The sequence below is a fragment of the Chromobacterium sp. CV08 genome (genome assembly GCF_051129845.1).
GTDB lineage: Bacteria > Pseudomonadota > Gammaproteobacteria > Burkholderiales > Chromobacteriaceae > Chromobacterium.
The window spans coordinates 2,309,475-2,328,333 of the sequence record NZ_CP150453.1 but is presented as its reverse complement, the minus strand read 5'-3'; the positions used below and the strand labels follow the sequence as shown (position 1 = coordinate 2,328,333).

The 18,859-nt window shown below is 66.1% G+C and carries 14 protein-coding genes; 6 read left to right on the top strand and 8 right to left on the bottom strand.

What is annotated here, in order from left to right; all coding sequences use genetic code 11:
* The first annotated feature begins 118 nt into the window (after positions 1-118).
* Positions 119-877, top strand: a complete 759-nt coding sequence (locus tag WNM05_RS10965) for an SDR family oxidoreductase (protein ID WP_434634999.1) — start codon at positions 119-121, stop codon at positions 875-877.
* 101 nt (positions 878-978) lie between these two features.
* On the top strand, positions 979-1,674 hold the full coding sequence (locus tag WNM05_RS10960; RefSeq protein ID WP_434634998.1) for a Crp/Fnr family transcriptional regulator: 696 nt from the start codon (positions 979-981) through the stop codon (positions 1,672-1,674).
* A gap of 195 nt (positions 1,675-1,869) precedes the next feature.
* On the opposite strand, the gene WNM05_RS10955 is transcribed toward WNM05_RS10960, so the two are convergent.
* Complete coding sequence (locus tag WNM05_RS10955; protein ID WP_434634996.1) at positions 1,870-3,054, bottom strand: NnrS family protein; 1,185 nt, start codon at positions 3,052-3,054, stop codon at positions 1,870-1,872.
* A gap of 164 nt (positions 3,055-3,218) precedes the next feature.
* Here WNM05_RS10955 and trpC point away from each other — a divergent pair, with 164 nt between their 5' ends.
* A complete protein-coding gene (trpC, locus tag WNM05_RS10950) occupies positions 3,219-4,016 on the top strand; it encodes an indole-3-glycerol phosphate synthase TrpC (RefSeq protein WP_434634994.1) in 798 nt (265 codons plus the stop codon).
* 61 nt (positions 4,017-4,077) lie between these two features.
* Here the strand turns inward: trpC and WNM05_RS10945 are convergent, their stop codons facing one another.
* The 3 genes from WNM05_RS10945 to WNM05_RS10935 all read right to left on the bottom strand — a co-directional run bounded on the left by WNM05_RS10945 (position 4,078) and on the right by WNM05_RS10935 (position 8,354).
* On the bottom strand, positions 4,078-4,977 hold the full coding sequence (locus WNM05_RS10945) for a lipase secretion chaperone (protein ID WP_434635148.1): 900 nt from the start codon (positions 4,975-4,977) through the stop codon (positions 4,078-4,080).
* A gap of 19 nt (positions 4,978-4,996) precedes the next feature.
* Complete coding sequence (locus WNM05_RS10940) at positions 4,997-5,935, bottom strand: esterase/lipase family protein (protein ID WP_434634992.1); 939 nt, start codon at positions 5,933-5,935, stop codon at positions 4,997-4,999.
* A 187-nt stretch (positions 5,936-6,122) separates the two neighbouring features.
* The gene (locus tag WNM05_RS10935) at positions 6,123-8,354 is read right to left on the bottom strand and encodes a patatin-like phospholipase family protein (RefSeq protein ID WP_434634990.1); all 2,232 of its coding nucleotides are present in this window, start codon (positions 8,352-8,354) and stop codon (positions 6,123-6,125) included.
* 161 nt (positions 8,355-8,515) lie between these two features.
* On the opposite strand from WNM05_RS10935, the gene WNM05_RS10930 reads away from it, so the two are divergent.
* The 3 genes from WNM05_RS10930 (at position 8,516) to WNM05_RS10920 (ending at position 12,432) form a co-directional block, all read left to right on the top strand.
* Positions 8,516-9,973 carry a PilZ domain-containing protein gene (locus WNM05_RS10930; protein WP_434634988.1) on the top strand — a complete coding sequence of 486 codons (1,458 nt, stop codon included), beginning with the start codon at positions 8,516-8,518 and terminating at the stop codon, positions 9,971-9,973.
* 198 nt (positions 9,974-10,171) lie between these two features.
* Positions 10,172-11,968 carry a S8 family serine peptidase gene (locus WNM05_RS10925; protein ID WP_434634987.1) on the top strand — a complete coding sequence of 599 codons (1,797 nt, stop codon included), beginning with the start codon at positions 10,172-10,174 and terminating at the stop codon, positions 11,966-11,968.
* Positions 11,965-12,432, top strand: a complete 468-nt coding sequence (locus tag WNM05_RS10920) for a hypothetical protein (protein ID WP_434634985.1) — start codon at positions 11,965-11,967, stop codon at positions 12,430-12,432. The genes WNM05_RS10925 and WNM05_RS10920 overlap by 4 nt, the downstream gene beginning before the upstream one ends.
* 131 nt (positions 12,433-12,563) lie before the next feature.
* Here WNM05_RS10920 and WNM05_RS10915 read toward each other — a convergent pair whose 3' ends face one another.
* The 4 genes from WNM05_RS10915 to WNM05_RS10900 form a co-directional block, all read right to left on the bottom strand.
* On the bottom strand, positions 12,564-13,766 hold the full coding sequence (locus WNM05_RS10915) for an acetyl-CoA C-acyltransferase (RefSeq protein WP_434634982.1): 1,203 nt from the start codon (positions 13,764-13,766) through the stop codon (positions 12,564-12,566).
* Positions 13,767-13,960: 194 nt separating this feature from the next.
* The gene (locus WNM05_RS10910; RefSeq protein WP_434634980.1) at positions 13,961-16,336 is read right to left on the bottom strand and encodes a 3-hydroxyacyl-CoA dehydrogenase/enoyl-CoA hydratase family protein; all 2,376 of its coding nucleotides are present in this window, start codon (positions 16,334-16,336) and stop codon (positions 13,961-13,963) included.
* Positions 16,337-16,763: 427 nt separating this feature from the next.
* Complete coding sequence (locus WNM05_RS10905) at positions 16,764-18,218, bottom strand: OmpP1/FadL family transporter (protein WP_434634977.1); 1,455 nt, start codon at positions 18,216-18,218, stop codon at positions 16,764-16,766.
* Between the two features lie 174 nt (positions 18,219-18,392).
* On the bottom strand, positions 18,393-18,770 hold the full coding sequence (locus WNM05_RS10900) for an acyl-CoA thioesterase (protein ID WP_434634974.1): 378 nt from the start codon (positions 18,768-18,770) through the stop codon (positions 18,393-18,395).
* Positions 18,771-18,859: the final 89 nt, after the last annotated feature.

Here is an 18,859-nt window from a genome sequence, read left to right as displayed (position 1 = left end):
CGATTATCTGGATAGTGTAATCAGATTTGCACCGTTTATCTTGATATATCGAAACAATACACTGCGAAGCGTCAACAGCCCGCCGCGCTGCCGCGGCAAACCATCACGGAGAAGTGAAATGAGCCAAACCAAGTTCGCAGGCCAAGTCGCCCTGGTCATCGGCGCATCGCGCAATATGGGCCGAGCCTTCGCCGAGGCGCTGGCCGCCGACGGCGCCGCCGTCGCCATCCACTACAACAGCGACGGCTCCCGCGACGGCGCCGAGCAGGCGGCCGCCGCGATCCACGCCGCCGGCGGACAGGCCTTCGCCGTCCAGGCCGACCTCACCAAGGTGGCCGAAGTGCGCCGCCTGTTCGACGCGGTGGAAGACCGTTTCGGCCACCTCGACATCCTGATCAACACCGCCGGCATGATGGTGAAGAAACCGGTCACCGAAGTCAGCGAGGAGGAGTTCGACGCCATCTTCACGCTGAACACCAAGGCCGCGTTCTTCGCGCTGCAGGAAGCCGGCCGCCGCATCCGCGACAATGGCCGCATCGTCAGCATCGGCACCTCGCTGCTGGCCGCCACCACCGGCTACTACGGCGTCTACGCCGGCAGCAAGGCGCCGCTGGAGGACTTCACGCGCGCGCTGGCCAAGGAAGTCGGCCACCGCGGCGTCACCGTCAACGTGGTCGCCCCCGGCCCGATGGACACCGCCTTCTTCTACTCGGTGGAAACGCCGGAAACCGTCGCCTACCTGAAGCGCGCCAGCATCAACGGCGAGCTGGGCCAGGTGGCCGACCTGGTGCCGCTGGTCAAGCATCTGGTCTCGCCGGAAAACCGCTGGACCACCGCCCAGACCCTGTTCATCAACGGCGGCTTCGTGTCCCGCTGATCCACCGTCCCGCCGACAAGGCCGCCGATGCCGGCGGCCTTTTTCCATTTGACCGGATAGGCTAGCATCGGTGGCTGTCACGCCATATCCAAGGCCATGCCATGTCCCAGATCGACATCGTCCAGCATCTTCGCCACCAACCGTTGTTCCAGCAGCTGTCGGAGCGGCAGTTGGCCGCGCTGCAGCCCCATGTCCGCTCGCAACGCGGCGACAAGGGCCAACTGCTGTTCCAGCGCGGCGACGATTGCGACGGCATGTACGTGGTGGTCTACGGCAAGGTGAAACTGGCCATACCGTCGCCCCAGGGCGTCGAAAAAGTGGTGGAGATCATCCATCCGGGCCAGAGCTTCGCCGAGGCGGTGATGTTCCTCGGCAAGCCCTATCCGGTGCTGGCCCAGCTGCTGGGGGACAGTCTGCTGCTGCACATCGCCGCCGCCGGCGTGTTCCGGGCGCTGGCCGAAGATCCGGGCTTCGCCCGCAATATGCTGGCCGGCATGTCGCTGCGCCTGCACGGCATGGTGAGGGACGTCGAGCGCTATTCGGTGGAAAGCGCGCTGCAGCGCGTGATCGGCTATCTGCTGCAGCAACTGGACGGTGCGCCGGACGGCCGGAAGGCGACGCTGACGCTGGAGGCCAACAAGAACCTGATCGCCTCGCGCCTCAACCTGACACCGGAAACCTTCTCCAGGGTGCTGCAGCAATTGAGCAAGGCCGGCCTGGTCGAAGTCGACGGCCGCGACATCGCGCTGCCCGACCCCGCCGCGCTGGCGGACTACGGCATGGCGCCGCCGGCCTGAACCTCGCGCCCGGTCCGGCGCTCGCAGCCCGCACATCGGGAGCAGGATGTTCTCCTCCTTCGATATTGCGCTGCCGGGTCAGGATCGTCAGCCTGTCGGCCTCGGCCAGGAAGCCCTCACCGTCGCGTGCCGCGAGCGGGCCGATCCGTGATCCGGATGCGTTCACAATGTGCTCCAGATGAGGCCCTGCGCCGCTCAACCCGGCTGGCCGTCGGCGCGCGGACGCAGGTAAACGGGCAGGAAACGGCCGCCCCATAACAGCAGGGTCAGCGAGCAGCCGGCCGCGGCCAGGCCGTACAGGCCGCCGCGCCAGCCCAGGGGCAACAGGTCGGCGGCGACGCGCGCCAGCGCCAGCCAGTGCGCGGCCAGATACAGGCCCCACAAGGCCTTGCCTGCCTCCAGCGCTCGCCCGGAGTGGCCTAGCGACACCCGGGACACGAAGGCGATCATCATCGTCAGGAAGAAGCCGACGGCGATCGCGTGCAGCGGCGCCCGGGCCAGGCCGCCGAAGGCGCCCTGCCAGGCGTACAGCGCGAAGCCGGCCGCCAGCCAGGCGAAGGACAGATGCAGCATCGCCAGCAGCCTGACGCGCAGCGAGGCTGCGAGACCCCAGCGCCAGCTGGTGTAGCCGAACAGGAAGGCCAGCGCCAGATCCAGGCCCCAGGACGGCCAGCCGGCGATGGACAGCAGGCCGTGCGCCAGCGAGCCGCCCAGCATCGCCGCCAGCAGCCACCACGGCCGCCAGGGCCGATACGGCGCCAGCACGCCGGCGGAGAAGAACGGCAGCATGCGGTGGCACACCGTCAGGAAAACCGGCAGCAAAAACCCCCACAACGCCAGATCCCGCATCCACAGCCAGCCGCGGACGTCGCCGCTCAGCAGCCAGTAGCCGGCCGAGGCGAGCGCCAGCGCGCCGGCGCCGAAGGCCGCCAGCACCGCCCAGGCATGGCGCCGGTCCGGCGCGGCGCTTCCCAGCAGCAGCCGGGCGAAGCCTGCGGCCAGGCCGACAAAGCCCAGGCAGTAGACCAGATGGCCGGCCAGCAGCCAGACGCCGCCCGTCGCCGCGCCGAGCAGCCACAGCGACAGGCCGGAGACCAGCAGGGCCGGCACGGCCAGATAGGCGCCGCGTCCCGGCGGCGGCACGTTCAGCCAGCGCGGACCGGCGGTGAACAGGAAGCCGGCCATGAACAGCGGGAAGAAGCCGAACAGCATCAGGAAGCCGTGGGCCAGCATAGACGGCAGCGCCAGCGGCAGGCCCGGGCCGAACAGGCGCGCCGCCAGCTCGGCGCTCCACAGCGCCAACATCAGGATGGCCAGCAGCATGCCGGGCAGGAAGGCCGCCCGGTGCGGGGCGGAAAACAAGGGATGGGCGCGCGCCATGGCGGAGCTCCGACGGGTGGATGTGGCCGCAGTATCGGATTCGCCGTCCAAGACGGGAATGATTTGAATCAAGCATCCGAGAAGCCGCCCGGCTCCGGGCCCCTTGCCATCGCACGGGATGTTCTGCATGATGGCCTATTCGATTACGCACACCCTATGCCAGCATGTCCGACATTCTCGACACCATCATCGCCACCAAACGGCAGGAAATCGCCGCCGCGCTGAGCAGCCGCCCGTTGGCCGCGGTGCGGGCCGACGCCGAAGCCCGCCAGGACCGCCGCGACTTCGTCGCCGCCCTGCGCGCCAAGCATGCGCTGGGCAAGGCCGGGGTCATCGCCGAAATCAAGAAGGCCAGCCCGAGCAAGGGCGTGATACGCGAGGACTTCCAGCCCGCCGCCATCGCCGCGAGCTACGCCGCCCACGGCGCCGCCTGCCTGTCGGTGCTGACCGACCGCCAGTACTTCCAGGGCGACGCGAGCTATCTGGAAGCTGCCCGCGCCGCCTGCCATCTGCCGGCGCTGCGCAAGGACTTCATCGTCGACGAGTACCAGGTCTACGAGGCGCGCGCGATGGGCGCCGACTGCATCCTGCTGATCGCCGCGGCGCTGGAGCTGCCCAAGATGAAGGCGCTGGAGGCGCTGGCCCGCGAGCTGGGCATGGCGGTGCTGGTCGAAGTGCACAACGAGGCGGAGCTGGATGCCGCGCTGACGCTCGAGACCGAGCTGGTCGGCGTCAACAACCGCAATCTGCGCAGCTTCGAAGTCAGCCTGACCACCACGCTGAAACTGCTGCCGCGGATAGGCGACGGCCGCATCGCGATCACCGAGAGCGGCATCGCCACCGTGGACGACGTGCGGCTGATGCGCAGCAGCGGCGTCCATACTTTCCTGGTCGGCGAAGCCTTCATGCGCGAGGCGGAACCGGGCGAGGCGCTGCAGCGGCTGTTCCACGCCGAAGGCTGATCGCGGCCATCGATAAAAAAACAGGCGCCGAAACGGCGCCTGTTTGCATTGCGGCAGCGCTTCAGTTGGCCGGCGCGTAGGCCGGCAGCCGCAGCGCCTCCTGCGGCGTGAAACGCCCGGCCTGCAGCTGCGCCAGCGCCTGCCGCTTCTGCGCAGCGTTCAGCTGGGCGTTCGCCGCGATGGCGGCGCCGTCGCGCTTGAAATCGTCGACCCGCTGCCGCCAGGCCGCCTCCTCCCTGTCCAGATCGGAAAGCCGGTCCGCCGCCGCCTGCCCCACCATCGCGGCGCGCAGCTGGTAAAGCTCCTGCTCGCCGCCGCCGCGCCGGCGCAAGGCCTCCTCGGCCTGAGCCAGTTCCAGGTGCTTGACCGGTTCCTCGCGCGCCGCGCGCAGCTCCGGCGGCAGTTGTCGCTCCAGTTCGGCGACCCGCCGCCGCTTCTCGTCGGCGCTCAGCGACGGATCGGCCAGAATGGCCAGACGCCCGGCGGTGAAACCGTCGTAACGGTCCTCGTCGCCGAACAGGCCCTCGACTTCGGCCGCGGAGAAATACTGCAGCTTCGCCGCCCGCACGCTTGCCAGCCGCTGCGGCAGGCCGGTGCCGGCCGCCACCGTCATGCCGGCCAGCGACTGGCGGTAGGCGACATAACGGTCGAACAGGCTCAACGCCTGCCCCAGCGCCTTGGGCCCCAGCGTCGCGGCCAGATGCCGGCGCAGTTCGGCGCGTATCGCCGGCAGCAGCCGCTCGCCCAGCGTGGCCAGATAATAGTCGAACAGGCGGCGCAGCTCCTGGTCCACCCGCAGGCTGCCGTCGCCGGCGGCGCGGACCGCGCCGTCGACGGCGGTGCCGCGCAGCGACGGCGCGAAACTCCCGGCCGCCGCCACCGCGGCGCCGGCCCCTGCCGGACGCGCCGAGGGCCAGGCCCACCACGCCAGCAACGCGCCGACGCAGACCGTCAGCAACATCAAGCGCGGACGCCGCATGTCACAGACCCGCGTTCTTCAAGCGATTGGCCTGCTGGCGGTAGAGCGTGACCGGACTCACCTCGAACAGGCCGACCAGGCCGAAGCTCTGGTTGATCTCGTTGACGTGGTTCATCTTGTAATCGTCGCGGATCACCTGGCCGAGATGGGACGAGCACACGGCCACCAGGCCGTCGGACGGCGTGGAGCCGAAGGCCAGCCCCAGCACGCCCATCGGCACGGTCAGCGGGTCGAGGACGTTGGTGGTGGTCGCCGCGCCGGTCCACGAGTAGTAGCGCACGCCGTTGGCCACATAATCGCCCTCGCCGCAGGCGCTGGTCGGCACGCCGGCCGGGAACTTGGCATTGAAGGCCAGCGAGCCGGCGGTGGTCAGCGAGTTCAGCGCGCCGATCGGCTGCTGCGGCAGGTCGCTGGTGCCGGAGAAGAAGGCCAGCACCTTGACGAAGGCGCCGGCCACCGCGGCGGCGACGGTCTCGCTGACCGATCCCGGCGGCGCGACGCCGCGGACGATGTCGGCCACGGCCGAGCCCTTGTTGACGCCGCCGACGGTGGTGACCGAGGCCACCAGATCCGGGCGCACGCCGGCCACATAGCGGGCCGTGGGCGCGCCCTGGCTGTGGCCGATCAGATTGACCTTCTGCGCGCCGGTGATGGCCAGGATCTGTCTCACCTGCTGCAGCAGCTGCTCGCCGCGCACCTCGTTGCTGTCGGTCGCCGATACCTCGGCGACGAAGACCTGGGCGCCGTCGGCCTTCAGCGCGCCCGGGACTTGATAGAAATAATCGACGCCCAGCACCTGTCCGAAGCCGAACAGGCCATGTACCAAGACGATGGGATAGCGGGTCTGGGTATAACCGCCGTTGGTGGAGGCCAGTGCCGAGGCGAACGGCAGCAGCAGCAAGGCGATGAGGAGCGCGCTACGCGACAAAAGACGATTCATTGTTTCCTCCCGGTTATTGTTTGTATGCCGCCAAAACGGCGGCAAATACCGGGATAGGCCATGGAGGTTGCAAAATCCAGCAACTGTTCAAACGTTTGTTCAGATCATCATCAAACCTGTACCAAAGGACGGACGGCCCGCGCGGCTTAAACCGCGCGGGCCGTCCTAAGCATGCGGCCGGCATCGCTCAGTAATCGACCCCGAGGTAGATGTAGCCTGTCAGCTGTCCGCCTCTGGCGGTGCCGACGCCGATGAAGAACGGCCCCAGTATCGTGTCCGCCGCCAGGAAGACCGAGCCGGCCGGAATCCATCGGCTGCCGGGCTGGCTGCTGAAATTCTCGCCGAACAGCTTGCCCGCCTCCAGCGACATCCCGGCATAGACGCCGGAACCCAGCACCGCCGGCAGCGAGGTCGCGCGCCAGTACATCATCAGCCTCGCCAGCGCCACCTGGCTCGCCAGCAACTCGCCGCTCTGATAGCCGGTCAGGTTGAGGAAGCCGCCCAGGCTCTGCGGCATGAAGGCTTCGGAGCGGATGTCGACGCTGCCCCTGGTCTTGGCGGTGAAGCGCGCCGTGATGTTGCCGTAGGTATGCGCCAGCTCGCCGGTCATGTCGTAGAACTTCTGGTTGACGTCGCTGCCGAGGCCGGGCAGACCGGCGCCTATCCTGCCGTTGAAGTAATAACCGGAGCGCGGCCAGCGCGGATTGTCGAACTGGTCGACGACCAGCGTGCTCTGCACCCCGACGTCGCGGTACTGGCTGGACGCCAGCGCCTCCAGATCCTCCGGAAAGCCCTGGGCGACCGTGAAATGGTTGTCCTGCTTGTAGACGCCAAGCCGCCATTCGCCGTAGCGGCCCAGCGCCACCCCGGTGTTCAGCTGGGTGTCGACGATGTTGTCCTTGAAGGTCGCCAGCACCGTATGGTTGTCGTTGAACAGCTGGAACGGCTTCTGACGGTAGCCCAGCGAGGCGGAGACGAACAGCGGACTGCCCTGCCACAGCGGCTGGTAGAGCTCGGTCTTGATGCCCTTGTCCTGGCCGATCGCGACATCGTTGCGCCAGGCGCCGCCGGCATTGTTCAAGGCGGTCCACTCATGCGAGGCGCGCAAGGTGAAGCTGCTGTCGCCGGGCGTGTCGCTGCTGAGGTTGAGGCCGAAATGCAGATAGTTCTGGCCTATGCTGCGCTCGACCGGCATCACCGTCATCACGTTGCGGCCCGACATATTGTCTATGCGATAGCCCAGCCTGTCGTATTCGCCGCCGGTGAAGATGGCCGCCAGCCTGTCCCTCGCCTCGCCGACCGGCACCGTCGGGCCGGAGAAGCTCAGCGCCTGCTTCAAGGCCGACACCGTGGTGAAGCTGCCGTCCTTGCCCTCCACCCTGACCTCGTCCAGCAAGGGGTAGCGCGGCCGCTGCAGATGGCTCTTCCAGGCCGCGTACTCGGCCTCGGACACCGAATAGGCCGACAGACGCTTGGCCATCTTGCGCGCCGCCTCGGCGCCGCGCTCGACGATGGCCTGGTGGTCGCCGAAGGAGGTGGCGGCGTAGCCGTTCAGATCCGGCCGTATCACCACATCGTTCTTGTCCAGCAGCTTCATCTGCTCCTGCACATTGCGCATCACCGCCAGATTGGAGCTCTGCTCCACCACGTCGAACAAGGTCTGGATTTCGTCGGGCTTCAACAGCGGGGTGCCGACATCGACGACGATCACATGCTCGGCGCAGCGCCCCTTGACGTCCTGTACCGGCACATTGCGGGCGATGGCGCCGTCGACCAGCAGGCGGCCGTCGTCCTCGACCAGGTCGAACACGCCGGGCACCGCCATGCTGGCGCGCAAGGCGCGCGCCAGCGAACCCTTGCCGAACACCACCGCGTCGCCATTGCTCAGATCGGCGGCGACGGCGCGGAACGGAATCGGCAGCTTGTCGAAATCGTCGATGTCGCGGTCGCGGGTCATCTTGTGGATGTACAGCTCGATGCCCTGGGAGTTGATCGCGCTGCGCGGCACCCGCAAGGCGCCGTCCTTCAGGCCGAAGCTGACGTCCAGGTAGTTCTTGTAGTCGTCGCGCTTGCGGTCGTACGGGATGTCGGAACGCGCCGGCTTGCCGGACAGCATCTGGTCCCAGTCGGCGGCGTTGAACTCCTTCTCCATCTCGTCAAGCGGAAGGCCGTTGGCATAGATGCCGCCGATCAGCGCGCCGGCGCTGGTGCCGGCGATGCAGGCCACGGGAATGTGCAGACGCTCCAACTCCTTCAGGACCCCAAGGTGGGCGAAACCGCGGGCTCCGCCGCCGCCCAGCACGACGCCGACGCCCATCGGAGCCGTCCCGGCGGCCGACGCCGCCGGCGGCAAGATAATGCCGGCCAGACACAAGGCCAGGGCCGGCGCGTACAAGGAAAAAGTTCTGCGGATAAGCATTTCGGATAATTTTGCGATTATGGTTTCACCATCGTCAATGCGTGACGTAAGATAGAGTGACATATAAGTGAGAACATAACCTCCATTCAAAGCTTGGCTCAATGTTTGATTTCAAATCCCTAGTCAGCTCACTTCTCAGCAAAAACACGCCGGCTTCCGGCGTGGCGCAATCCGCGACCCTGCTGGTGCGCGACTTGCCGCAAGCCGAATACTTTACCGCCTTGGTGGAAATCATCAAGGCCGTATCCAAGATCAACGCAGACACCGAGATGTCGTTGAAGGAGCGGGTCAAGACTTTGCTCTATGTCGACGACAAGGCGGCAGACATCCACCAGCAATTGTGCCAGGACTACCTGCACTCCCGAGGCGGCAGCAAGGGCTATCTGCCGACCATCCTCGCCTACTGGCACGAACTGTCCAGCGCGTACCAGATCTGCCTGCGGCTGCACAAGAGCGGACAGAACCAGACCTCGGAGTCGGACCTGCAGCTGGTCACGCTGCGCGGCCTGCACCACCAGATGCGTCTGCTGGCCTGGAACGCCCTGCGCTATCTGAAGCCGGAAGGCACGGCCTGGCAACAGGGCTTCCGCTTCTACATCCATGCCGAAGAGGCCGGCTTCGCCCGCACCCCCATACTGCTCTATCCGGACGCGCGCCAGGAAATCACCTGCGAGCACCTGCTGATCCAGGCCGGCATGCTGCATCTGGCGCAGACCGAGAACATGCTGCACAAGGAGATCGTCGCCGTCGACCAGCTGCTGATGCTGATCAGCCAGCACATCCCGCTGGACAAGCAGCCGCCGGCCGAGGAACCGATCTTCGTCTACAACCTGTCCGCCCCGGAGCCCCCGCAACCGATGCTGCGCGGCATGGCGGGCAAATGGCACCGCTACTGGTCGGCCTACGAGATCACCAGCCGGCTGGCCGATCTGATGTTCGATCTGGACAGCCGCATCCCGAACCAGGTGGCGGCGCTGGGCTGTGAACTGGAGCGGGAGGAATGGGCCGGCCTGTGCGAGAAGCTCGCCGTGCGCTGGTCCAACGACGGCGGCAAGTCGCTGCGCAAGTCCGAGCGCTCGCTGCACGCGTCGACCGCCCAGGTGACCATCGGCTTCGACCGGGTCGCGTTCCAGATCAAGGTGCAGGACGTCGGCGCGCTGGAGTCCGAGCGCGGAGACGACTGGCGCATCAACGACATCAGCAGCACCGGCATGGGGCTGACCTTCATCGGCAAGACCACCGACCAGCTGGCGATCGGCCGGCTGATCCTGGTGAAGACCGAAAGCCATCCGCTGCTGCTCGGCGTGATCCGCCGCATCCTGCGGCAGAACAACGGCACCAAGGTCGGCATCGAGATCCTGGGCCAGACGCCGGTCGGCGTGTCGCTGACCGATCCGGGAAAACCGGAACAGCTGCCGTTCACCGCCATTTACATCACCCAGCCCAACTCGCGCAAAAACCAGCGCTGGTTCCTGATGCCGAAAACGCTGACCGGCGCCAGCAAGGAGTTGGTCCTCACCGCCCAGGGCAAATCCTACCAGATCAAGCTGAAGGACCCTCAGCAGGACTTCGAGGACTGCAGCCACAGCAATTTCGACACGCTGTCCAAAATGGATTGATCCCGACCGCCGGTTCGGCTGGAACCGGCGGCCCCCTCCCTCTCCCCGCTTCCCACTCCGCATGCCGGTCAGCCGCAAAGCAAATTCTTGCGCGCGGATACAATATGACAAAAAGATATTTGAGCAATAAAAATTAACAAATATGATCCTCTGGCGGAGATAACCGCACATACAAAGGCAAAATAGAGGATCTCAACCATGCACGTTCGCATCACGAGCAGCGCAGTCATGCTGGCGCTGGCTTCGCTGGCAAGCCACGCCGCCCCGTCCGCGCAGGAGCGCAGCGTCCCGCTGCCGCCGGGCGACCCCCTGGTCAATCAGCAATGGCATCTGAAGAACACCGGTCAGAATGCCTTCTCCAAACGCGGCGGCGTCAAAGGCGTGGACCTGAACCTCGCCTTCACCCACCTGCGCGGCATCCGCGGCGTCGGCACCACCATCGCCGTCATCGACGACGGCCTGGAAATCAGACACCCGGACCTGGCCGCCAACATCGTTCCCGGCTCGAAGAACCTGGTGAACGGCAGCGACGATCCGACGCCGGCATCGCCGGACAACGCCCACGGCACCTCGGTGGCCGGCATCGCCGCCGCCGTCGGCTTCAACGGCCTGGGCGGCCGCGGCATCGCACCGTCGGCCGGCCTGAAAGGCTTCAACTGGCTGCTGGCGCAGACGCTGGACGGCTGGCTGCTCTCCCACGGCAAGCAGCCCGGCGGCAAGCCGCTGGAATCGTTCACCGACGCGCGCGTGTTCAACCAGAGCTACGGCTCGTCGGCCATCTCCTCGCGGCCGGGCAATCCCGACGCCGACATCGAGTTGCAGACCGAGGAGGAGACCTACGAGGAGGTCAGCCGCCACAGCCACTGGGGCCGCGGCGCGACCTTCGTCAAATCGGCCGGCAACGCCTACAACTACTTCCGCGTCGGCGGCGGCTACCTGCTGGGCTACCAGGGCAACGGCGGCCTGCCGGTGCAAGACTCCAACCTGAGCGTGGACAACAGCAATTACTGGAACGTCGTGGTGTCGGCGCTGAACGCCGACGGCGTGCGCTCCTCCTACTCGTCGGTCGGGGCCAATGTGCTGTTGACCGCGCCCGGCGGCGAATACGGCACCGACTCCCCGGCCATGGTCACCACCGACCTGTCCGGCTGCGCCCGCGGCTACAACGTCAGCGGCAACACCGCCAACGGCCTGCACGGCGGCACCGCGCTGGACCCCAATTGCGACTACAACGGCGTGATGAACGGCACCTCGTCGGCCGCGCCGGCCACCTCGGGCTCGTTCGCGCTGGTGATGTCGGCCAATCCGGCGCTGAGCGCCCGCGATGTGCGCCACATCCTGATCAGCACCGCGCGCAAGGTGGATGCCGCCCAACCGGGCGTGTCGCTGGCGTTCAAGGACAAGAACGGCGGCGCGCACAGCTACCAGGCCATTCCCGGCTGGCAGAAGAACGCCGCCGGCCTGTCCTTCCATCAGTTCTACGGCTTCGGCCTGATCGATATCGACAAGGCGGTCGAAAAGGCGCTGTTCTACAACCATCCGCTGCCGCCGTTGCAGAAGACCCGCTGGCAGACCGTCACCGCCCAGGCCGCCATCCCGGACGCCGACGAGCGCGGCGTCGAAAGCGCGTTCATGCAGCCCGACGACCTGACCGTCGAAGCGGTGCAGATACTGGTCGACGCCGAGCACGGACGCGCCAGCGACCTGGCGGTGGAACTGATCTCGCCATCCGGCACCCGCTCGGTGCTGCTGTCGCCGCGCACGGCCCTGGTCGCGGAGGACTACGGCCTGAACCAGCAACGCCTGCTGTCCAACCACTTCTACGGCGAATCGGCCAAAGGCCAATGGCGGCTGCGCGTGATCGACACCAACGGCGCCGAATACCGCTACGTCTATCGCGCCGGCAATCAAAACAACATCTATTCTCTTCCGAACGCGGAAGGCAAACTGAAATCGTGGTCGATCCGCTTCTTCGGCCACCGGAGCGCAACATGAAACCGATGACCCGACTCGTCCCCGTCGCCCTGCTGATCCTGGCCGCCCACGTCCAGGCCGCCGAGCCGCCCTTTCTCGCCAAGCCCGCCGGCCAGGCCGTGGTGATCAACGGCAAGACCTACTACAAGCAAGTCCCGCAATCGAAGATCGCCAACGGCGTCTCCGCCCGCAGCGCCGGCGCCCAAGCACCGTCGTTGAAGCGCGGCGACGTGGTGCAGGCGCCGAAAGCGCTGCTTCCCGCCACCGTCAGCGGCACGGTGCTGGTGCGGCTGGCCTCGCCGAGCGACGAGGCCGCCGTCGCCCGCGACCACAGCCTCACCGTGCGCTACCGCACCGCCAGCGTCGTCGTCTTCAATACGCCGGCCCAGGCGGACCTGCTGGCGCTGCAGCAGCGGCTGTCCGCCGACAAGCGGGTGAAGAAGGCCCAACTGGAGCTCGCGAGCAACGACAAGCAGGCGGAGTAGCGCCGTTCCGCCGCTTGAGAACGGCCCCGGACTCAGTCCGGGGCCGTTTCGCCCTCCGGAGCCCGCGCAATGCAAAACGCCACAGCGCAAGGCTGTGGCGTTTCTTGGCAAGCGGCGACGGACAGCCCCGCTTACAGCACCTCGATGATGCCGGCGGCGCCCATGCCGGTGCCGATGCACATCGTCACCATGCCGTGGCCCTTGATGCCGGCGTCGCGCATGCCGTGCACCAGCGTGGCGGTGCGGATCGCGCCGGTCGCGCCCAGCGGGTGGCCCAGGGCGATCGCGCCGCCGTGCGGGTTCACCTTGGACGTATCCAGGTTCAGGTCGCGGATCACCGCCAGCGCCTGGGCGGCGAAGGCTTCGTTCAGCTCGATCCACTTCAGGTCGTCCTGCTTCAGGCCAGCCTGGGCCAGCGCGGCCGGGATCGCCTCCTTCGGACCGATGCCCATGATTTCCGGCGGCACGCCCTTGACCGAGAAGGTCACGTAGCGGGCCAGCGGCGTCAGGTTGAACTCCTTCAGCACGCGCTCGGATACCAGGATCACCGCGCCGGCGCCGTCGGACATCTGCGAGGAGTTGCCGGCGGTGACCGAACCCTTGGCGTCGAACACCGTCTTCAGCTTGGCCAGGCCTTCCAGCGAGGTCTCGCGGCGCGGGCCTTCGTCGGTGTCCAGCACGCGGGTCTTGGACACCACTTCGCCGGTTTCCAGATTCGGCGTGCGGTAGGTCACTTCCAGCGGAGTGATCTCGTTCTTGAACTTGCCGCCGTCGATCGCGGCCAGCGCGCGGCGGTGCGATTCCACCGCGAACGCGTCCTGGTCCTCGCGCGACACGCCCCATTGCTGCGCCACTTTTTCAGCGGTCAGGCCCATGCCGTAGGCGATGCCGTAGTTCTCGTCCTTGGCGAAGATTTCCGGGTTCAGCGACACCTTGTTGCCCATCATCGGCACCAGGGACATCGACTCGGAACCGGCCGCGATCACCACGTCGGCTTCGCCGAGGCGGATGCGGTCGGCCGCCATCTGCACGGCGTTGATGCCGGACGAGCAGTAACGGTTGATGGTGATGCCGCCGACGGTGTTCGGCAGGCCGGCCAGCAGCACCCCGATGCGCGCCATGTTCAGGCCCTGCTCGGCCTCCGGGAAGGCGCAGCCGACGACGCAGTCGGAAATCAGCTTCGGATCCAGATTCGGCACCTGGGCCAGCGCGCCGGTGATCACATGCGCCAGCATGTCGTCCGGACGCACATGGCGCATCATGCCGCGCGGCGCCTTGCCCACCGGCGTGCGGGTGGCGGCGACGATGTAAGCTTCTTGTACTTGTTTGCTCATTTTCGATTCTCCTGTCGGCCGCTTGATCGCCTCTACGGCGATCAAGCGGCCTGTCATCTGGCTATTGGCCGTACTTGCGGGAGGATTCGTCGCGAGCGGGCCGAGGTCGAAGCGAGAAGCGCAGCCGTACATGCGGTACGGCGAGCATCGCAGCATTCGAGATCGGCGCGCGCAGCAGAATCATCCCCAAGTACTTAGTTGCGCAGCGGCTTGCCGGTTGTCAGCATATTGGCGATGCGGTCCTGGGTCTTGGAGTTCTTCAGCAGGGTCATGAAGGCCTTGCGCTCCAGGTCCAGAATCCATTGCTCGTTGACCAGGGTGCCGGCTTCCACGTCGCCGCCGGTCATCACGTCGGCGATCAGTGAGGCGATGAAGAAATCGTGCTGGCTGATGAAGTTGCCTTCCAGCATGTTCACCAGCTGGCCCTTGATCGACGCCGCGCCGGAACGGCCGGCCACCGGGAAGCCCTTGACCTTCAGCGGCGGGCGGTAGCCGGACTCGGCCATCGCCAGCGCCTGCTGCTTGGCGACATACAAGAGCTCGTAGGCGTTGAACACCACCGGATCGCCCTTCTTGAAGAAGCCCTGTTCCTGCGCCTCGACGCCGCTGGTGGCGACCTTGGCGGTGGCGACGTTCATGAAGTAATCCTTCAGCGCGGCCAGCAGATCGCCCTTGGCCTCCTGCGAGGCGCGCAGCGCGAATTCCTTGCAACCGCCGCCGCCCGGCAGCAGGCCGACGCCCACTTCCACCAGGCCGACGTAGGACTCCAGCGCGGCCACGGTCTTGTCGCAGTGCATCGCGAACTCGCAGCCGCCGCCGAACACATAGCCCTGGGTCGCGGCCACGGTCGGGATCTGGCTGTAACGCAGGCGCATCGCGGTCGCCTGGAAGCGGCTCAGCGTCGCCTCGATCGCGCCCCAATCGCCCATCATGAAGGCCGGCATCATCGCCTGCAGGTCGGCGCCGACGGAGAACGGCTCTTCGGTCTGCCAGATCACCAGGCCCTTGAAGCGGTCCTCGGCGATGTCCAGCGCGGTGTTCACGCCGTCCAGCACGGCCGGGCCGATCGCGTGGGCCTTGGACTTGAACGACACCACCAGCACCTCGTCGCCGGTGGTGAAGGCACGCACGCCTTCGTTCTCGAACACGGTTTCGCCCAGCTGCTCGGCCTTCTCGCCCAGCACCTTGGCCGGAGCCAGCTGGCGCTTGTACACATCAAGCGCGGAGCGGCCGACCAGCTTGCTGTCCGCTGCATTGTAGGAGCCATCGGCGAAATGCACGCCGGCGCGGCCGCCTTCCAGCACCCAGGCCGGCAGTTCGGCCTTGGTCAGCGCCTTGCCGGCGGCGATGTCTTCGTTCAGCCACTTGGCGACCTGCTGCCAGCCTGCGGCCTGCCAGGTCTCGAACGGACCGGCGGACCAGCCGAAGCCCCAGCGGATGGCGAAGTCGACGTCGCGGGCGCAGTTGGCGATATCGGCCAGATGGAAGGAAATGTAATGGAACACGTCTCGGAAGCAGGCCCACAGGAATTGCGCCTGCGGATGCTCGCTGCTGCGCAGCTTCTGGAACTTCTCGGCCGGATCGGCGATCTTCAGGATTTCCTTGACCGCGTCGTCGCCCTTCTCGCCGGAGCCGACGTACTCGCCCTTGGCCGGGTCGAGCACCAGCATGCGCTTGCCGTCCTTCTTGTAGATGCCGGCCTTGGTCTTGGAGCCCAGCGCGCCGTTCGCGATCAGTTGCTGCATCCAGTCCGGCGTCGCGAACAGGCTGTGCCACGGGTCCTGCGGCAGCGTATCCTGCATGGTCTTCACCACGTGGGCGAAGGTATCCAGGCCGACGACGTCGGCGGTACGGAAGGTGGCGGACTTCGGGCGGCCCAGGCGCGGACCGGTCAGATCGTCGACGACGTCGAAGCGGATGCCGTATTTGGCGGCATTGGCGATCGTGGCCAGCATCGAGAACACGCCGATGCGGTTGGCGACGAAGTTCGGGGTGTCCTTCGCGCGCACCACGCCCTTGCCCAGCGTCGACACCAGGAAGCGTTCCAGGTTGTCCAGGATGTGGGCGTCGGACGTGACGCAGGGAATGATTTCAACCAGGTGCATATAGCGCGGCGGGTTGAAGAAGTGTACGCCGCAGAAGCGCGGGCGCACCGAATCCGGGCAGCCTTCGGCCAGCTTGTTGATCGACAGGCCGGAGGTATTGGTGGCGAAGATGGTGTGCTCGCCCAGGTGCGGCGCCACCTTGTGGTACAGATCGACCTTCCAGTCCATGCGCTCGGCGATCGCCTCGATCACCAGATCGCAGTCTTTCAGCAGGTGCAGATGGTCGTCGTAGTTGGCCGGCTGGATGTGGGCGACCACGTCGCTGCCTGCCAGCGGGGAGGGTTTCAGCTTCTTCAGGCCGTCGATGGCCTTCAGCGCGATGCCGTTCTTGTCGCCGTCCTTGGCCGGCAGGTCGAACAGAATCGTCGGTACCTTGGCGTTCACCAGGTGGGCTGCGATCTGCGCCCCCATCACGCCGGCGCCGAGCACGGCAACCTTGCGTACATTGAATTTGGTTTGAGACATGGTTTCCTCGTTTTGTCGAAACACACATGAGACAGGCCCCTCTCAACCTGTCCTGCTTGCTTCAAGGACGGGCGTTGATTCGTCCTTGCCCTGTTCCGCGCCGGCCGGGGCGAGCGCGGCGCAGGGTACTGCTTGATAGTCAGGCCGGCGTTTATCGCTGTTGTTCCCGCCGGACCCGATCGCCTGGCCGCTCCGCTGTCGGAACGGCGTGGGCGATCTATTCAGTCGAGCGCAGATAAAATATCAAACACTCGCTTTTATGTCGGATTAGTCTAACCCATTTTGGGCAAAATCAAAGCAGGTTTTGTAAAAAAAATCATGCGGCGCTGGCGCGCCCGCAACAATGCCCGTCCGCCAGCCGGAAAGACAACAGGGCGGGACGCCTTGCGCCCCGCCCTGTCAAGCTTTCCAGCCGGCTAGCGCCGCCTTAGAAGCGATAGTTGTACTGCACGCCGACCAGTTGCAGATAGGTCTTGTAAGTACCTTTGACGGTGCCGCCGTTGCCGGTGCAGGTGCCGTTATTGCCGGTCGGATTGCAGGTGTCGCTATAGTTGACGTTGGCGTTCTTGAAGTCGATGAAGCTGTACGCCAGGTCGATGGAGCTCTGCTTGTTGATCTTGTAGTTGGCGCCGAGGGACAGCCACAGGCGGTCGCTGTCCGGAATCGCCGGGTGGCGGTCCAGATCGCTCTTGACCGGCGACTGCTCCCAGGCCAGGCCGCCGCGCAGCATCCAGGCGTCGTTCAGCTGGTAGTTGCTGCCCAGCGACACGCGCCAGGTATCCTTCCAGTTCTGGTGCAGCACCAGGTCGCCCTGCACCACGCTGTTGACGGTGGACTGCTTGATGTCCACCTGCTGCAGGCGCGAGTTGCGCACCCAGGTCACGTCACCCATCAGCGCGACCTTGCTGTTCAGCTGGTGGAAGAAGTTGGCCGAGGCGGTCTCCGGCGTGGTGACGTCGACCGAGGCCGAGGCATCCGGGTGCTTCATCTTGGCGGCCGCGGCGGCCGACAGCGGGATGCCGAACGGTACCAGGCTGCCGCTGACATTGTTGAAGGTCCAGGTCGAGCTGCCGGTCAGCGTCTGCTTGATGCTGGAGCGGTAGGCCAGGCCGAAGCGGGTGTTGTCGTCCAGCTGGAACATGTAGCCGACGTTCCAGCCGAAGCCCCAGTCGTCGCCCTGGACGTGGGCCAGGCCGTCGCCGCGGACGCCGGCGGCCCTCAGCAGGCCGCTGGCGGTGGCGATGTTGCCGGGCGTCGCGCCGCCGGGCAGTTGGCTGGCGACACCCAGCGCCAGGCCGGAAGTGGCATCGGCCATCTGATCCAGCGTCGCCTTCATATACTGGGCGGAAACGCCGAAGCCGAAGGAATGACGCTCGTCCAGCTTGAAGGCGATGGACGGATTGATGTTCAGCGACTGCAGATTGATGCTTCTCAGCGCGTAGCGCCCAGCCCAGTTATAGTCGTAGTCGAGCTTGGCGCCGTAGGGCACATAGAGGCCGATGCCGGCGGTGAACTTGTCGTTGATCTTGCTGGACAGGTAGAAGGTCGGCGCGGCGACGACCTTGGGCGCGAAGTTGCCGCCGTTGCCGTTGCCGGTGGACTGGCCCAGCACATTGACCGAGCCCTTGTCGGTATATTCGGAGTGCGGCACCACCAGCGTGGCGCCGGCGGAAATCTGGGTGCCGTCCAGCCGGGACAGGCCGGCCGGGTTGGAGAAGATGGTGGAAGGATCATTGGCTTCGGCGCCGTTGGCGTGGGCGGTGCCCTGGCCGGAAACGCTCTGCGAACCGAACTGATAACCCGAGGCAGCAGCCTGTGTGGACGCCAGGCCGAGCGCGGTGCCCATGATCATCACGGACAGGCTAAGATGCTTGAGCTTCATGCTTCCCTCTCTTATTGCTTGGGTAGATATTTTCATTAACGATGACCCGGTCATGGTGCGAGTCATCATTGATGCTACCAGAGAATTAGAGCAATCCAACCAAAGTGCCGAGCTTTTATTCCAAACGTTCGTTTAATGCAACATTTCCACAACAATTGATGAAGCCGGCAACAATCAACCGTCGCCGAGCAGGCGGGACTTGCCGTCGCGGTCTATCGCGACATAGGTGGCGATCACCTCGGTGATCCGCACATGCGCGCCGTCCATGCGCTCCGCCTCGACCGAGATCTTCAGCGTGATCGACTTCTGTCCGATCCGCAGACGTTCGACATACAGGTCCACCACGTCGCCCAGCAGGATGGGCGCGGCGAACTGGAAGGCGTTGACCGCCACCGTGGTGACCGGCCCGCGCGACAGGCGCTCCGCGTCCAGACTGCCGGCCATGTCGATCTGGCTCATCAACCAGCCGGCCTGAACCCGCCCGTAGGCATTGGTGCTGGTCGGCAGCGCCCTGACCCGCAGCGCCGGCACCCGGCTTTCCTGTTGCTCCATCGCCTACTCCCGCCCGATTCCGGGCCTTGCTCATTGAAAACGGCCGCGATCTCCGCGGCCGTCATGTCGGCGCCGGATCCCCTGCGGTC

Bases quoted from the DNA above. Each gene is read 5' to 3' on its own strand.
- WNM05_RS10935 (WP_434634990.1), bottom strand. From the start codon at position 8,354: ATGCTTATCCGCAGAACTTTTTCCTTGTACGCGCCGGCCCTGGCCTTG.
- WNM05_RS10910 (WP_434634980.1), bottom strand. From the start codon at position 16,336: ATGTCTCAAACCAAATTCAATGTACGCAAGGTTGCCGTGCTCGGCGCC.
- WNM05_RS10920 (WP_434634985.1), top strand. From the start codon at position 11,965: ATGAAACCGATGACCCGACTCGTCCCCGTCGCCCTGCTGATCCTGGCC.
- WNM05_RS10955 (WP_434634996.1), bottom strand. From the start codon at position 3,054: ATGGCGCGCGCCCATCCCTTGTTTTCCGCCCCGCACCGGGCGGCCTTC.
- WNM05_RS10925 (WP_434634987.1), top strand. From the start codon at position 10,172: ATGCACGTTCGCATCACGAGCAGCGCAGTCATGCTGGCGCTGGCTTCG.
- WNM05_RS10960 (WP_434634998.1), top strand. From the start codon at position 979: ATGTCCCAGATCGACATCGTCCAGCATCTTCGCCACCAACCGTTGTTC.
- WNM05_RS10915 (WP_434634982.1), bottom strand. From the start codon at position 13,766: ATGAGCAAACAAGTACAAGAAGCTTACATCGTCGCCGCCACCCGCACG.
- WNM05_RS10965 (WP_434634999.1), top strand. From the start codon at position 119: ATGAGCCAAACCAAGTTCGCAGGCCAAGTCGCCCTGGTCATCGGCGCA.
- WNM05_RS10900 (WP_434634974.1), bottom strand. From the start codon at position 18,770: ATGGAGCAACAGGAAAGCCGGGTGCCGGCGCTGCGGGTCAGGGCGCTG.
- trpC (WP_434634994.1), top strand. From the start codon at position 3,219: ATGTCCGACATTCTCGACACCATCATCGCCACCAAACGGCAGGAAATC.
- WNM05_RS10940 (WP_434634992.1), bottom strand. From the start codon at position 5,935: ATGAATCGTCTTTTGTCGCGTAGCGCGCTCCTCATCGCCTTGCTGCTG.
- WNM05_RS10905 (WP_434634977.1), bottom strand. From the start codon at position 18,218: ATGAAGCTCAAGCATCTTAGCCTGTCCGTGATGATCATGGGCACCGCG.
- WNM05_RS10945 (WP_434635148.1), bottom strand. From the start codon at position 4,977: ATGTTGCTGACGGTCTGCGTCGGCGCGTTGCTGGCGTGGTGGGCCTGG.